Source organism: Paraburkholderia sp. RL17-383-BIF-A (assembly GCF_046028015.1).
Taxonomy (GTDB): Bacteria; Pseudomonadota; Gammaproteobacteria; order Burkholderiales; family Burkholderiaceae; genus Paraburkholderia.
In genome coordinates, this window is the sequence record NZ_JARESR010000003.1 from 39,754 (window position 1) to 55,781 (window position 16,028).

11 protein-coding genes are annotated in these 16,028 nt (G+C 57.6%); 4 read left to right on the forward strand and 7 right to left on the reverse strand.

Annotation, left to right across the window (positions count from 1 at the left end):
- The first annotated feature begins 160 nt into the window (after positions 1–160).
- A complete protein-coding gene (locus tag P0D71_RS04270; RefSeq protein ID WP_408298322.1) occupies positions 161–922 on the forward strand; it encodes a hypothetical protein in 762 nt (253 codons plus the stop codon).
- A gap of 417 nt (positions 923–1,339) precedes the next feature.
- On the opposite strand, the gene P0D71_RS04275 is transcribed toward P0D71_RS04270, so the two are convergent.
- From P0D71_RS04275 to P0D71_RS04295, 5 genes are all read right to left on the reverse strand, one after another.
- Complete coding sequence (locus tag P0D71_RS04275; RefSeq protein ID WP_408479328.1) at positions 1,340–2,647, reverse strand: SEL1-like repeat protein; 1,308 nt, start codon at positions 2,645–2,647, stop codon at positions 1,340–1,342.
- A 2-nt stretch (positions 2,648–2,649) separates the two neighbouring features.
- Positions 2,650–4,635 carry a phospholipase D-like domain-containing protein gene (locus P0D71_RS04280; RefSeq protein ID WP_408479329.1) on the reverse strand — a complete coding sequence of 662 codons (1,986 nt, stop codon included), beginning with the start codon at positions 4,633–4,635 and terminating at the stop codon, positions 2,650–2,652.
- A gap of 3 nt (positions 4,636–4,638) precedes the next feature.
- Positions 4,639–7,494, reverse strand: coding sequence for a type VI secretion system Vgr family protein (locus tag P0D71_RS04285; RefSeq protein WP_408298327.1), 2,856 nt, complete (start codon positions 7,492–7,494; stop codon positions 4,639–4,641).
- A gap of 154 nt (positions 7,495–7,648) precedes the next feature.
- A complete protein-coding gene (locus P0D71_RS04290) occupies positions 7,649–8,482 on the reverse strand; it encodes an RNA-dependent RNA polymerase family protein (RefSeq protein WP_408298329.1) in 834 nt (277 codons plus the stop codon).
- Between the two features lie 694 nt (positions 8,483–9,176).
- On the reverse strand, positions 9,177–10,043 hold the full coding sequence (locus tag P0D71_RS04295; RefSeq protein ID WP_408479330.1) for an AraC family transcriptional regulator: 867 nt from the start codon (positions 10,041–10,043) through the stop codon (positions 9,177–9,179).
- Between the two features lie 261 nt (positions 10,044–10,304).
- Between P0D71_RS04295 and eat the strand changes: the two genes are divergently transcribed.
- Genes eat through eutC form a run of 3 tightly spaced genes read left to right on the forward strand, consistent with a single transcriptional unit; the run spans position 10,305 to position 13,940 of the window.
- Entirely contained in the window at positions 10,305–11,708 is a 1,404-nt protein-coding gene (eat, locus tag P0D71_RS04300) for an ethanolamine permease (protein WP_408479331.1), read from the forward strand.
- A gap of 43 nt (positions 11,709–11,751) precedes the next feature.
- Complete coding sequence (locus P0D71_RS04305; protein WP_408479332.1) at positions 11,752–13,146, forward strand: ethanolamine ammonia-lyase subunit EutB; 1,395 nt, start codon at positions 11,752–11,754, stop codon at positions 13,144–13,146.
- Entirely contained in the window at positions 13,143–13,940 is a 798-nt protein-coding gene (gene eutC, locus P0D71_RS04310) for an ethanolamine ammonia-lyase subunit EutC (RefSeq protein WP_408479333.1), read from the forward strand. The genes P0D71_RS04305 and eutC overlap by 4 nt, the downstream gene beginning before the upstream one ends.
- A 17-nt stretch (positions 13,941–13,957) precedes the next feature.
- Here the strand turns inward: eutC and P0D71_RS04315 are convergent, their stop codons facing one another.
- Both P0D71_RS04315 and adh read right to left on the reverse strand, forming a co-directional pair.
- Positions 13,958–14,353, reverse strand: coding sequence for a DUF779 domain-containing protein (locus tag P0D71_RS04315; RefSeq protein ID WP_091797383.1), 396 nt, complete (start codon positions 14,351–14,353; stop codon positions 13,958–13,960).
- 65 nt (positions 14,354–14,418) lie between these two features.
- Positions 14,419–15,939, reverse strand: a complete 1,521-nt coding sequence (adh, locus tag P0D71_RS04320) for an aldehyde dehydrogenase (RefSeq protein ID WP_408298339.1) — start codon at positions 15,937–15,939, stop codon at positions 14,419–14,421.
- Between the last annotated feature and the right edge of the window lie 89 nt (positions 15,940–16,028).

Below are 16,028 nucleotides of genomic sequence, written 5' to 3' on the forward strand. Positions count from 1 at the left end.
ATACGCAATGTCATGGTTTCGATCGATCGGGGATCGATGAAGCACGCGGCCGAATATCTGGAAAAGTCGATGTCCAAAGACTATGATCAGTACCCCATGATGTATGTGCCGTGAGACGGCATCCACTGGAAAGCGAACCGAGATGCCACGATCGCAATCGATGACGAAACCCGAGACCGAACCAAAAGACGCAGTTTGGGAGATGACGAAGAAAGCCACGCCGGCGAACTTCATATTTCCCATACTGGGCGCCGGCGTGTCGTACGCGGCATATGCAGATGATCTTGCAGTATCCGGATGGCCATGGAAAATCGGACTACTGGTTACGCTGGTTTGCCTCTTTGTACCGCTTACTGCCTCGACGATGTACCGCCGTTCGAATCTGCTGTGGGTATGCGGCTTGATACTATCGATTGCGACATTCGCTATGTACTTCTTCTTTGGCATATTCGCCTATTTCTACTATTTCGTGTTTGCACCGATGGCGCCCCTTCTGCGTTGGCCGGGGCTGCTTGGTGGAATTGGACTAACGCTGTACTGGGCTGGCATGTCAAGGCAAACGGTGTTGCATACGATCACAAACACCTCCTTCGTAAAACGGGCCTTCGAAGAAAACGCATCCGACTTTCGTTATCGAACGCAAGCGGGAATGGCACTGTTCGAGCGGCTCAATAAAGAGCGCTCGCCTTTTCCAAAAATCTATTCCTATATCGTTCTCGGTATCGCGCCGTTCTATCTGATACTGGGTCGGCTACTGTCGTCAAATTTCGGGGCGAACGGTGTGTTGTTCGCTTTGGCGGTGTTGGGCATGCCAGTGTCGCTCTGGTTTGCCGGCCTGCTTGTCCGCGTCTATCTCGTGATGGTCAGCCTACCTAGAAAACTGGAGAGGGAACATCACAAGCCGGTGTTGATAGCCGATTAGGAAAACGGGGCATTCTACGCAAGGCGATGCCGCATGCATATCTTGGGACCAAGGGCTTTTGCCGAGCGTCATGGAAACTGAAGGTAGAAAACGATCTGCAAATCTTCAAAGTCAGACTTCGATAGAAGTCGAACCCTGAGAGTCGACCAGTCTCGGTGGCGGATTGCACTGACAGATGCAGAGATCGTCGCCCAGTGCTACCCGTCAATCGTCCAGTCCAGTCATCGCTAGGCGCGGCCTGTCGCACGGGATTTTCCAGGTCGAATGGCAGCCTGAGCATGAGACATCGTCGCCGGGCCCAATTTGACGCCCCGGCAATTCGAATGCGGTTGATCAAGCGATGACAGTCCCGTTCGAAGTAGCGTTGTCACTGGTTAGAATCAGAAATCGCTTCGTGCTCGGTCTGTTCTTTGCCGGTCAGGCCTGGTCGCTGTAGGCGATCAATTGCCATTCAACCTGCGCGGTATGCTGTCGGGCTCCGATCCAGCGGTCTAGCAATACAACCTTTCGCGGCTCATGCACGACAACCGAGGGTAGCGTGTCTCCCTTCAGGAAGCGCCTCTGTGCGTCGCCAGTCTGACCCGCTTCGAGTTTCGCGCACCATACGCCGCCTTCCGGACATTGCTCACCTGTGCGCGCGACAGTACCAAGTGGCACCTTTGTCGCGACAGTTACCGGCCGCCCATTCTGCGATGTCCTACTCGAGGCTCCGGCCAGCGGCAGTCCCGTAGCCGGATCGAGACTCTTCTCCTTGCTCAGCTTGTCGATGAGTTCATCTGACGGCTTCTGCGGCGATACGGCCGCCGCCCGCTCTTTCTCCCACTGGAATGTGCCATCCCACTGCGGCAGTTTGGCTGGCGGCAGCGGGACGATCTTGTCGATGTCTGGGATCTTGGGGTTCTTGCCATCATTGCCGTTGACGAATTTGCCGATCAGCTCGTAGCGGCGTGTGCGCTCTGGATCGTTTGGCAAGCCGAGAAAATACAGGCGGTCTGATGGCGGCGGTCCTTTGAATCCGTTCCCCAAAAACGATGCTGACTGCGCATCGCCGCTCTCCACACCTTTCTGGAAAACCTTCACGGCATCAGACTGGAGGTCATCATTCTTAAGGTTGACACCCAGCGGACCCGCAGTTGCGCCGTAGCCCTGATCGACTGCACATTGACGCATCTGTCGAGCTATATCCGGGGCCTTGTCGTGCGGCGACAAAAGTTCGCCGACGTACCCTTGCGCTTCGGGGTTTCCCAAGTCTGCCGCTTTACGGAAGTAGCGTAGCGATGCCTCGGAATCTTGTTTCAAGCCGTAGCCGATTTCGAGGTAATGGCCAATATCGTAGTAGCCGCCCGGTATGCCCTGTTCAACCAGTTGCGTAGCAAGAGATATGGTTTCGTTTGGGGCATCAGGCGAATCGGCCAGGCCCTGCGAAATCAAGAGTTGCGCGTTGTGGTTGGCTTTGTAATGACCATGGGCTGCCGCAATCCGGTAGTAACGGACGATATCGTTAAAGTTCTTTGGACCATCAGCGCTCTGCAGAAAGCGGGCGTATTGGAACAGAACGTCTGCCTGAGGATCTAGGACCGGCAAATGGTCAGCCTCGTGCGTGCAGGTAAACGCAAGATTGGCGCGCACGGCGCTCATATCGGGCAAAGAGGTCAAGGGATCGTCCTTATGCGTACAACCAAACAGGCTGAAAAACAGTGCAGCAATCAAACATTTTCTGAACATGGTCAGTCCGAGTAACTGCGAACATTGGAGGTTCGCATAAAACCAACGAGAGACGCATACGGTGCCTTTTTGCCTGCACTTTGCAATTCCGTATTGTTTGTAATGATGTCGCGCCACGCACCGAAAGCTGTTTCGGGGTTATCGTCCGCGCCGCGGCCAGCAGTGTGAAGACTCCACAATCGCCGACGCAAATCTGCGGAAACCTTTCCGTTGTCGTGGCAGATGTTCAACTCGCTATCGGCCTCCATGCTACGCGTGTTGATGTTCGCGGAGCCGAGTGTCATGAAAGCATCGTCGACGGTCATTAGCTTCGCGTGCACGTAAACCGGGAGCCAAGTGCCCGGCAACGAATCAGGTGCAACTAAGGTGCACACATGAACCTTGAGTCCCGTGATCTCCGTGGGGACAATTTGCTTGCTGCGATCGGCCGCGTCACGGCGCTGTTGTTTAATGTCAGTCAGCTTTTGCCAAAGGTCCTGTTGATTCATTCTGTTCTGCTGGAGGTATTGCATCGCTCCAGCAGCGGATGAAAAATCAAATCCAGAGATTTCTACTTTCTTTTCTGCTTGCTGTTCCCGTTCCAGTTGCGCTTCCACGTCTTTTTGCTCGCTCTCCAGACTATCTGCTCGTTCCAGACGGGTCACTTCCGGGATCGTATCCTCACGGCCGAGTGCGTGGAGCATACGGTAAGTGTTGACTGTACCAGTACCGACTGCCGCGTCGGTGGAATTGGTGACGACGAAAAAATAGATGGGGTTCTTGGCGAGATCGCGCCCCCAGCTGGCTTGTTGTTTGACCGCCTGCTTGATCTTCTCTGCAAGCGGCGGCCATCTGAAATACTGGTTTTCGATAAAAATGTGTTTTGTGACATTGTTCACTGCCTGCAGGTACATCTTTTCGATGTCACGACTTCCCGCCTGTGATTGCGTACGTAACACCTGCGCCATCAAAGGCGTGTCGCCTGCCGTATTTCGATAGGCGCTCAACTGCGTGGCAGCGCGCTTGCGCGATTTGCCCAGACTTTGGCCCGTCGCGTCGTCCCATGCCTGACAGAAGTTGTCATTTAAATATTGCAGCACAGGGCCGGTGACCCGGCTCGAGATATCCTGCCATGGAGAAGGGCCACTGCGCCCAAAGCGAGGATGCATCCGTGCGAAACTGTGCGCGTCAGTGTCCCAATACTGATCCAGCATGTTATGACCCATGACGAAACCAAGCGCGAGGTCGGGATATTCATAATCGACCAGTACCATTTTCTGGTGGTGAGTGGGTTCGAGCGCGCCCATCGAAGCACTGTTTTGCGCAGCGGTTCGTGTATCTCGCGCCGAGTCTTCACCATGCCAAAAAGTACGCCAAGCTATTTCAATTCGATTGGCTGGGTTGAAATCTCGTGTGGCGAATTCGAAATTCTTGAATGCCTCTTTCCGATCAATCCGTCGCACCGCCGCATCGGCTAATGCCCCGGGCATGGGTAGACGCGAAGTTACATTGGTCAGGTTGGCACGCCTATACCACTCGGTATCGAATTCCAGTTCGGTGTTATTTTGGTAGTCGGGTGACAGCATCGACATGTGAGCATAGATCGATTTTCCGAGATAGGGCTTCACTGCGGTCGCCGCATTGTTACCAGGCATGTTGTTTTCGCTCCACTCCGCCAGGTGGATGTCATCCTGCCAGCAGAGCAGTCTCACCTTGATTCCTTCCTCTCCTTTCTGCACGAGGAGCTGACCGATCGGTACACCACTACCGTTGCGCTTGAAAAGCATCGACGGCTGAAAGCCCCAGCAGATGATATCGACGGAATGTTTTGCAAGGGCGATGGCGTCATATACCGCGCCGAATGCTTCTTCCCCATTCACCAACGGTCTAAACGTACAGGCCGCCGGATTGTATTCGGTTCGCTGCACAAACCACGGCAGAGTTGTCGTCGCGCTCTTCGTGCTGTTCAATGCGATCGGTGTGGTGATGGTCGAATTCGGTGTTGCCATGACCTATGCGTCCGAATAAGGGTTGAGCAGATCGTTGTATACCTGCCGGTGAGCGGCACGGTCTGCCGAGGTGTATTCGCTCCCCGGCATGCTTTCGTGAAACTGGAACCCCTGGTTCGCCAGCGCTCCATTGATCGCATCGCCCCGATAGTCAGCGGGCACCGGGATTTCATGAATCACACCATTCGCCAGTTCAAGTTTGTATTGCTGTGTGGTGACGTGATGATCAATGGGAAGCTGGCCGGTGCTGTCAATGACCCCTTGCTTTACTAGCGCGCCGTCCGCAAAGAGCTTGTACGGCATGCCTTCAGGAATGACAGTTGTTGCGGAGGGCGATGCGACGGTGTTGACCATCAATCGTTGCGTGGGCATATCCCTGAAAGTTGGGCTGTTGACATCCATCCGCGTCGGACCGCTAAACGAGTGTTGCGCACCCTTGATATCGATTTTCCCCGGCGCGTGGATTTCGATGTTGCCGTCCTTGATGCGGATATAGGCGCCACTCGATGTCACGAGAATCTCCTGTTTTGCAGCGGCCTGAATCGCGTCGGTCGCAGAGATTAGCTTTAACGTCTTCTGCGCGGTCATCTCGATATTGTCGGCGTGTGCCTGAACTTCGACTTTCCCTTTCGCCGCAAAGAACTTCATGCGCGCGTTTTGCGCAAACAGGCTGAGCTTCTCCGTCACGCTCGCGACGAGCGACTTGCCCGTCGCGACGTGAGTGCTTTGCTCACTGACCAGATTGATGTGCTCGTCGACGGTAATATGGGCTGACTTCTGCGTCGACAATGCGATGCCCGCCGGCGCCGCCATCAGCACAATGGGCCGCTTGAATGTGTTCGCGCTGCCTGTGCCGCCACCTGCAGTGTTCCCGCCGCTCGTGGATGCCCCCGTGGCGCTATTTTGGGTCGCATCGGTGAAGGTCTTCAGCGCCTCGTGGCCGCTCTTCAGACTTTCTGCTTGGGCGCTCTCGCTAGCCTGAGAGAGCGCATCCATCACGCTTTCAGAGTTGGCCAGTTGATCGCTCGCTGCACGTGCGTCGAGCGGCTGACTCGTGGTGGGATGGGTGGAAACGTACAACCCTCGATCGGCTCGAAGCGCGCCGTATGCGTCAGACTTCAGATCGAACCCGCTGCCGAGATAGCTGCCTCTCGTGTTGCCGCTTTGGTCGATGAGATATCCCAGATGCAGATGCGCATTCGTGCTGCTGCTATAGAGTTGCATGCGGTTCTGGCCCGTCGCATCATCCATCACCATCTGGTTGTAGCCGCTGCCTTGATACTCCTTGGACTTGTAGCCCGAAAGCAGACCATTGGAATGCCAGTGCGGTTGCGTCGCACCGTTATAGATGCGGCCCGTTACCAGCGGCTTATCGCAATCACCGCCTGCCCAATCGATCAAAACCTCTTCGCCGACTCTCGGGATATGAACACCGCCGTATCCGCCACCTGTATCGGACATCGCGACCCGCACCCAGCACGACGCCCTTTCGTCGCCTTCATTGAGCCGGTCCCAATGGAAATGCACCTTGATGCGGTTCAACGAGTCTGTATAGACTTCTTCGCCGTCCGGTCCAACCACGATTGCCGACTGTAGGTGCATCGACGGTTTGTGATGTTCAAACGGGCTGCGATATGGCACGACCTTGCGCTGCGCTTCGATTTCGACGAGGAAGAAACCCTCGCTGCCGTCGCTGTGGGCGACCACCAATCCGTCATGGAGCGCATGGTTCGACTTCGCTGCCGCCAGTTCGCTCTTCAAACTATGCGGGAAATCGGCGGCCTGAGTGGATGCCGGCAGATTGTTCTCAACGAACCAAGCGCTCTCGATGATGGCGAACTGCCGGTTCTGGGCGCTATCCGTTCCGTGCTCGGGGTGATTGTCTAGTTGGAACCAACGACCGGCATCGGCGCTTCGCACGCCGCCTGCAGCGAAGAAACGCTTTGCCCGCGACTCCCACTCTTCCATTCTGACCTTCGACAGGTGATCGCCGCGGTCCTGTTCGCCGTAGGTATAGGCGCCGGTGTACTCGTAGACCTCTGCTTGCTGCGGCAGATTCCCTTGGGTTGTGAGGGTTGGCACACTGGTGCCTTTCGGATTGTCCGGCGAGCTCGGCACCTTGTAATCGAAAGTGCGTGTCGTGAGCGTCGTGCTTTGCAGCGTTCGTGTGCCAGACCACTGCACGAGAGCATCGGCTTCGCTGTTGGTGCCCGCCCGATAGAACTGAATCGTTTGTGGAGAAAGCGGTTGAAATGAGTCGAGGTTGTCGGTGACGACGAGCGTATGCGACTTGCCGTCGCTAGCCTGTTCGAAGTATCCGAACAGGCCCTCACTTTCCAGCATCCGGTGGGTGAAATTCCAGTCGTCCTCGTATTGCATACAGACCGAACGCGAAGATAGCGGCTTGCTCAGAGCAAAACGAAATGCCGCTTGCGCCTGGGGATGCATGGTGAAGACATCGGTGAGGATCTGGTCCGCGGATTTGTCCTGCCAGATCCGCGCGTCTTTGCGGAAGCGCAGAAAATGCATCCATGATGCGAATCCGATCTGGTAACTTGTCAGTCCGCTTTCCGATCCGAGACGTCGCGCCGTGTGCACGTAGCCATGGTGTGGCAGATAGGACTTGTCAGCCTGCTGGATCCACAACGTGACGGGCTGCGCAATTAAGGTTTTGAGCGCGATGTTTCCAGATGCGGAAACGACATCAGCAGTAAATTCGAAATGGCGGCCAATCCGTGAATAACCGACAATCCGCTGTGGCAGCAGAATATTATCGCCGAGCTGGCTATCCAGTTTCAGGAGGCGGTCACTCTGGACGAGTCCACCAGTTATTGCCCCGATTATGGTCTGCGCTCCCATACCGCCGCCTCTTCTTGTTAGCTGATTGAGCCATCGCGCTCAGCGCGATTTTACAAAACTTCAGACTAGTCAGCCAGCTAGCCAATATCAACCACTGTAAAACGGTATTTATTTCTATAATCAGAATATGCGCATGGCATATCGGTAAATTCTGTTAAATGATCTTTGACAGGCTCTCCTGTTTTGCCAGATGGATTACGATGCACCGGTTCGAAAACGGCGCAACCAAATAACACGATTCATGTCGCAGAGTCGCGAGAAAAGGCCGGCAATCAGTCAATGTCCTTGCAACGGCCGTCGGGTAACCCGAGGCGCAAAAAACGGAGTAAACGCGCCCCGTATGAACCGACGCAAAAAAATCCGTCAGATCGAAGCGCGTCACTACCGCTTTCGCCGCATGCGGCGCGGCAAAGGTCACGATATTCCGGTCACGTCGAAAACCATGCACCGATTCGTGAGGCGGAATCCGGTCGAGAAAACCCGACAAAACTTTGCGTTGTAGAGCCCGCAACCGTGGCTTGGGAATCTCGATGATCCGGCAGCGACCGTCGCGCTTCTCGTTCGCCTTATACGAATAGTGATGAAGCGGCGTCGCAGCACTTTGCGCCGGCATGCGCCAACGATCGGCAAACCAGTGCGATTCGTCCTGCTCAATGCCTAGCCAAGCGGCCAGATCGCCGAGCGTCGGCAACTGAGGCAAGGCTACGTCATGTAACCACGGCAGGGGCGGTCGCTGAATAGGCGGCCGCGTCAGCACGCGAACCACTGTCGGCGGCTGCTCGCTGCGCCACGCTGATACGAAGGCGGGCATCCCTGCCACGACCGTCGACAATTCCTTGCGCCCGACGTTATCCCACCTCGCAGCAAATCTCTTCTCCACATGGCGCGCCAATCCTTTCATCCAGCTGGTGGCCTCGCCTAATGCGAGTGTCATCCGCTCGACCATTCCCACAGGCTCAGCCGAGCCCGCCAGCATGGCATCGGCCATCGCGTAGGTAACGTGTTGCAGCGAAGATAAGGACATAGCGAGGGAAGGCGGGGCGGCCAGTCAACGCGTCTTGTGCTGCGTGAGCGCTCTTGCGCAACGCGCAACTGACGCTCATGCGACGAACTGCGGAGTAGTGTCGATCCACGGGGTAGCCCCGTAGTGCCCGGAACCGATGTGGCCTGTATCCAGGCGGGCTTGACCAGCCGTCCCGCGTGGCGACGATAAGCGAGCCGGCCGAAGCTTGTCAACGCACTGGCACTACGAAGTGATTTTTCGCGAAACATGAATGGCGTTTATCTGACGGTCGCATCGTCGATACCATGTCGAAACTCAACACGCCGAGCGCGAGCCCAGCACCAAGGTTTCGCAACGTCGCGTGCCCTCAACTTATCCACACCCTCCTCTGGACAACTTTTGTACAACCCACCTGACACATTGTGGGCGAAACCTTGATAAAAACGCGACTGACCTAGGTCGCACAAAAGTTTTCCCTAGCTCCGTGTTCCTGTTCGCGCACGCTCCGCAGGGTTATCGATTCCGCATCGCCTTGATCCGTAAACGAAGTTTCAGGTTATCCACAGAAGAACGCGAGGCTTGTTAACTATTACTACGTATACATATACAAAGACTATAAAAACCAGAGAGGCACCCGCGCGGCACGCTGCACAAGCGAGCATTGCCGGCAGGTAAACGCTCAAGCCAGCGGTAAACAGATCTCCGTAACGAGATCAGCAGGCGCCGTATCCTTCGGGCTATTCAGATACTCCTCGAACACCGGCGCGTCGGCGGCTTCTCGCCCGGATTGCACGAGCCACGTTCCATACAGCCACTCATAAGCCGCACGCATATCGCTATACGGTCCTTGATGTCGCAACACCGCGTACTCACCACCCTTCACATGCGCCACGGAAACCGGCGGACTGACCGTCACGGACGCCTGAACCGGATGCGGCAACAACACTCCAGCCTTAGACCGCAACTCACTCTCCGCAACGACACCCGGATCGTCGTAGTAAACACCGATCATGCGCATCTGCGCCGCGAGCAGATTATGTTTCGCCAGCCAGCCGAACAGCGCATCGAACGCTTTGCCGATCTGCATATAAGGGCCAATGTGATCGACCGACAAAACCTCCATCGGCTCCACGTGACGAATCACCACTTCACGCAATGTCATTTGATCGTCTCCTGATAGCACCGGTCGAAACCGGCTATGTGTGCCTTGCTTGCGATACTGTGCCGGCGGCATGCCGAACACAGCGCGAAAGGTGCGGGAAAAAGATTGCAGACTGCTGTAGCCGGAGCGTTCGGCAATCTCCGGAATCGGCATCGAGCCGTTCGCCAGATAGCCGGCCGCGCGATGCAGCCGTAAACGTCGCACGGTGGTGGCGACCGTCTTGCCATACATCGCCTGATAAATCCGGTGCCAGTGATACGGCGAGAGGCAGGCGATTTCCGCCAGACGATCGATATCGAGCGGTTGGTCCAGATGATCGTAAATATGGTCGAGCACGCGGCCGAGCCGGGATTCATAGCGAGCTCGATTACCTGATTCATTCATGGCTGGATCAACGTGAGAGCTGTCGAACGGATGTGCGCCAAAGTATCACGTCCGCGTTTACCAAATCCTGCGAAGTTCACCTGACCTCAGCGGTAAACATACGCTGCAGTTAAGCGCCCGCTGACACCGCCACGCCGCAAAACTTTGCCGAATTTCGATAACACCTCGAATAATGGCTCACTACCATCGGCTGAAACCTGTCCGCCCATGCACCGCAAAGCCTTGCGGGATCGAGCCGGCGGCACCGTCAGGGAGCACCCGATGAAATCAGAGTCCAACAATCAGCATGTCGGCAAAGTCATGCATCACGAGTTGAAGCAGACGCTCGGCACGTGGCAGCTGTGGGGCATCGCGGTCGGCCTCGTCATTTCCGGCGAGTATTTCGGCTGGAGTTATGGCTGGGCAAGCGCCGGCACACTCGGCTTCGTCATCACGGCGATTTTCATTGCCGCGATGTATACGACGTTCATTTTCAGTTTCACCGAACTCACCACGTCGATTCCGCACGCGGGCGGCCCGTTCGCGTACGCCCGTCACGCTTTCGGTCCGACGGGCGGTTATCTGGCCGGCGCGGCGACGCTGGTGGAGTTCGTGTTTGCGCCGCCGGCCATCGCGCTTGCGATCGGCGCCTATCTGCACGTGCAGTTTCCGGGTCTCGAGCCGAAACATGCGGCGATGGGCGCTTATCTCGTCTTCATGGCGCTGAATATCGTCGGCGTGCAGATTGCCGCGGCGTTCGAGCTGTGCGTGACGCTGCTCGCGATCTTCGAACTGCTCGTTTTCATGGGCGTCGTGTCACCCGGTTTTCAGTGGTCGAACTTCGCGAAGGGCGGCTGGTCGGGTGCCGACACCTTCAGCATGGGCTCGTTTCACGGCATGTTCGCGGCGATTCCGTTCGCGATCTGGTTCTTTCTGGCGATCGAAGGCGTGGCCATGGCCGCCGAAGAGGCCAAGAACCCGAAGCGCTCGATTCCGATCGCCTATGTCGCCGGCATTCTGACGCTGGTGGTGCTTGCCGTCGGCGTGATGGTGTTTGCCGGCGCGGCTGGCGACTGGACCAAGCTGTCGAACATCAACGATCCGCTGCCGCAGGCGATGAAGTTTATCGTCGGCGAACATAGCGGCTGGATGCATATGCTGGTGTGGCTCGGCCTGTTCGGGCTGGTCGCGTCGTTTCACGGCATCATCCTCGGCTATTCGCGGCAGATCTTCGCGCTGGCACGGGCGGGCTATCTGCCGGAGTGGCTCTCGAAGGTGCATCCGCGCTTCAAGACGCCGCATCGTGCGATCCTTGCGGGCGGCGTGGTGGGCATCGCGGCGATCTACAGCGACGAGCTGATCCAGTTCGGCGGCCAGACGCTGACAGCGAACATCGTGACGATGTCGGTATTTGGCGCTATCGTGATGTATATCATCAGCATGTTGTCGCTGTTCAAGCTGCGTCGCACCGAGCCGAACATGGAGCGCCCGTTCCGCGCGCCGCTGTTTCCGGTTTTTCCGGCGTTCGCGCTGGTGGCCGCGGTGATTTGTCTGGCAACCATGGTCTACTTCAATTTTCTGGTGGCGGTCGTGTTCGCAATCTTCCTCGCGCTGGGCTACGTCTACTTCCTGATGACGCGGCATCAACGCGAAGCCGCGCCGGCGGACGCTTTGCTCGAGGAATGACGGATCGAGCCGCTGCTCGAGCAGCGGCGATGGAGTCGTAAAGATGAGCTACACCGAGACGATCGGCAGCCGCACCTACCGCTTTGCCGATCTGAAGACCCTGATGGCGAAAGCCAGTCCGCAGCGTTCCGGCGACCAGCTCGCGGGCGTGGCGGCGGCGAGCGAGGAAGAACGCGTCGCCGCCAAGATGGCGCTCGCGCAATTGCCGCTGCGCACCTTCCTCAACGAAGCATTGATCCCCTACGAAAGCGACGAAGTCACGCGCCTCGTGATCGACGATCACTCGCCGCAGGCATTCGCCGAAATCGCGCATCTCACGGTGGGCGATTTTCGCAACTGGCTGCTGAGCAGCACGACCGATGCCGACGCGCTCACGCGTATCGCCGCGGGTCTCACGCCGGAGATGGTCGCAGCGGTGTCCAAACTGATGCGCAATCAGGATCTGATTGCGGTAGCGCGTAAACGTCCGGTGATTACACGCTTTCGTAACACGGTCGGCTTGCCGGGCCACATGTCGGTGCGCTTGCAACCGAATCATCCGACCGACGACGTCAAAGGCATTGCCGCTTCGATGCTCGACGGCCTGATGTACGGCTGCGGCGACGCGATGATCGGCATCAATCCGGCCAGCGACAATCTCGCCGCGATCACCAAGCTGCTGCTGATGATCGACGACTTCCGCCAGCGCTATCAGGTGCCGACGCAATCGTGCGTGCTGACCCACGTCACCAATACGATTGCCGCGATCGAAAAAGGCGCGCCGGTCGATCTGGTGTTTCAGTCGATTGCCGGCACGGAGAAAGCGAACGCGGGCTTCGGCATTTCGCTCGCGCTGCTGCAGGAAGCGTATGAAGCGGGCCTTTCGCTGAAGCGCGGCACGGTCGGCAACAATCTGATGTACTTCGAAACGGGCCAGGGCAGCGCGTTGTCGGCGGATGCGCATTTCGGTGTGGATCAGCAAACTTGCGAAGTGCGCGCCTACGCAGTCGCGCGCAAGTTCAATCCATTCCTTGTGAACACTGTGGTCGGATTTATCGGACCGGAGTATCTCTACGACGGTAAACAGATCACGCGCGCCGGTCTCGAAGATCATTTCTGCGGCAAACTGCTCGGCGTGCCGATGGGTTGCGACATCTGCTACACGAACCATGCCGAAGCCGATCAGGACGACATGGACAATCTGCTCACGCTGCTCGGCGTAGCGGGCATCAACTTCATCATGGGCATTCCAGGCGCTGACGACGTCATGCTCAATTATCAAAGCACGTCTTTCCACGACGCACTTTACGTGCGTGAGGTACTCGGCTTGCGCCGCGCGCCGGAGTTCGAAGAATGGCTGGAGTCGATGCAGATCACCGACTCGCGCGGTGCCTTGCTCAGTGCTTCGGCACAACAACCGCTGCTGGAAGGCGCGCCCGACTGGATGGGCATCGCATGAGCGACTTCCTCGAAAAGAATCCATGGAACGCGCTGCGGCGGTTTACCAATGCACGTATCGCGCTGGGCCGCGCGGGCAATAGCCTGCCGACTGCACCGCTATTGGCGTTCAACCTGTCACACGCGCAAGCGCGTGATGCCGTGCATCATCCGCTCGATACGGACGTGTTGCACGAGCAACTGCGCGCGCAAAACTTCAACACGCTCGACGTGCATAGCGCCGCGCCCGATCGCGAGCATTATTTACGGCGTCCCGATCTCGGCCGACGTTTATCGGAAGCGAGTCGCGTAGCGCTGGCGGCTGTCCCCGACGATTCGCCCGAGGTGGTCTTCGTAATCGGCGACGGTCTTTCGGCGTTCGCCGCGTCGAAGCAAGCTCTTCCGCTGCTGCAAGCGGTCGTTCCACGTCTCGCGGATTGGAAGATTGGCCCAGTCGTGGTCGCGCGTCAGGCGCGCGTTGCGCTCGGTGATGAGATCGGCGAATTGCTCAATGCCAAGCTGGTGGTGATGCTGATCGGTGAGCGACCGGGTTTGAGTTCGCCCGATAGCCTCGGCATCTATCTCACGTACGCGCCGAAAGTCGGCTGCAGCGACGCGCAACGCAACTGTATTTCGAACGTGCGCCCTGAAGGACTCGACTATCCGTTGGCCGCACACAAACTGCACTATCTGCTGACGCACGCAAGGCGTTTGGGTCTCACCGGCGTCGGCCTGAAAGACGATAGCGATGCGCTGCTGGCAGAGACGCCAGCAGCACCCTCGATCAGCGACGATTCAAACCCGGGTGCCGCATAACAGATCGCGGCACGGTATCAAGCATCGGCTCGCTGCACCGGATGCGTTTCCAGCCACGCGTTTTCGTCGTCTTCGAAAAGACGGGAGCGTGTCAGGAAACGCAAACCGCTCGGCCGCTCAAGCGAAAACATTCCGCCGTTGCCCGGCACCACGTCGATGATCAACTGTGTGTGCTGCCAGTATTCGAATTGCGATTCGCTCATGTAGAACGGCACGTTCGCAATCGTGCCGAGTTTCACGTCGGACGAGCCGACCATAAACTCGCTTTGCGGAAACATCATCGGCGCGCTGCCGTCGCAGCATCCGCCGGATTGATGGAACAGCACGGCCCCGTGCTCGGCGCGCAACTTGTCGATCAACTCGACGGCAGCCGGCGTTGCGATTACGCGGGCGACTTCCTTCTTATCAGCCATCACATGCCCTTGCAAAAAAGAGAGCGAGCCGCACAGTGCGGCTCGCCCGAACAGGAGCGCGGTGCTTAGAAGAAACCGAGCGGCTTGTCGCTATAGCTGACCAGCAGATTCTTGGTCTGTTGATAATGGTCGAGCATCATCTTGTGATTCTCGCGGCCAATACCCGACTGCTTGTAGCCGCCGAACGCCGCATGCGCCGGATAAGCGTGGTAGCAGTTCGTCCACACGCGGCCCGCCTGGATCTGGCGGCCGAAGCGATAGGCGCGCGTGCCGTCGCGCGTCCACACGCCGGCGCCGAGACCGTAGAGCGTATCGTTGGCAATCTCGAGCGCTTCTTCTTCCGTCTTGAACGTCGTGACCGACACGACCGGCCCGAAGATCTCTTCCTGGAAGATGCGCATTTTGTTGTTGCCGCGGAAGACGGTCGGCTTTACGTAATAGCCTTTGCTCAACTCACCGCCAAGCGTATTGCGTTCGCCGCCAATTAGACATTCGGCGCCTTCCTGTTTGCCGAGGTCCACATACGAGAGGATTTTTTCCAGCTGTTCCTGCGAAGCCTGCGCGCCGATCATCGTCTTGGTATCGAGCGGATGCCCTTGCGTAATCGCGGCGACACGCTTGAGCGCACGTTCCATGAAGCGGTCGTAGATCTTTTCATCGATCAACACGCGCGACGGACAGGTACACACTTCGCCCTGATTCAGCGCGAACATCGTGAAGCCTTCGAGCGCTTTGTCGAAATAGCTGTCGTCCTCGCTCATCACGTCCGCGAAGAAAATATTCGGGCTTTTGCCGCCGAGTTCGAGTGTGACGGGAATGATGTTCTGGCTCGCGTACTGCATGATCAGCCGCCCGGTCGTGGTCTCACCGGTAAACGCGATCTTGGCGATGCGCTTGCTGGAGGCGAGCGGCTTGCCGGCTTCAAGACCGAAGCCGTTCACCACGTTCAGCACACCCGCGGGCAGCAGGTCCTGAATTATTTCGACCAGCACGAGAATCGAAGCGGGCGTTTGCTCGGCAGGCTTGAGCACTACGCAGTTGCCGGCGGCAAGCGCGGGCGCGAGTTTCCACACCGCCATCAGGATCGGGAAATTCCACGGAATGATCTGGCCGACCACGCCGAGCGGTTCATGGAAGTGATAAGCGACCGTGTCGTGGTCGATCTCGGAGAGCGAGCCTTCCTGCGCGCGCACGGCGCCGGCGAAATAGCGAAAGTGATCGATGGCGAGCGGAATGTCGGCGGCCATGGTTTCGCGCAACGGCTTGCCGTTGTCGATCGTCTCGGCTACGGCGAGACGCTGCAGGTTCGCTTCCATCCGGTCGGCAATGCGGATCAGGATATTCGCGCGATCCGCGGCGGAGGTCTTGCCCCACGCCGTTTTCGCACGATGCGCGGCATCGAGTGCGAGTTCGACGTCGGCTTCACGCGAACGCGGAATCGACGTGAACGCCTCGCCGGTGATCGGCGACACATTGTCGAAGTACTCGCCGCCCACGGGTTTCACCCACTCGCCGCCGATAAAGTTCGCGTACTGCTTTTTGAACGGGAATTCGGTGGTCAGGAATTGCATCTCTGCATGGTTCATCTGTGTGCTCCTCACATGTTTGAATGGGCTATATTCGGCGCGATATTTCGCTTGGCCGCCTCAGGGTAGAGCCAGAAGCGTGCCAATGC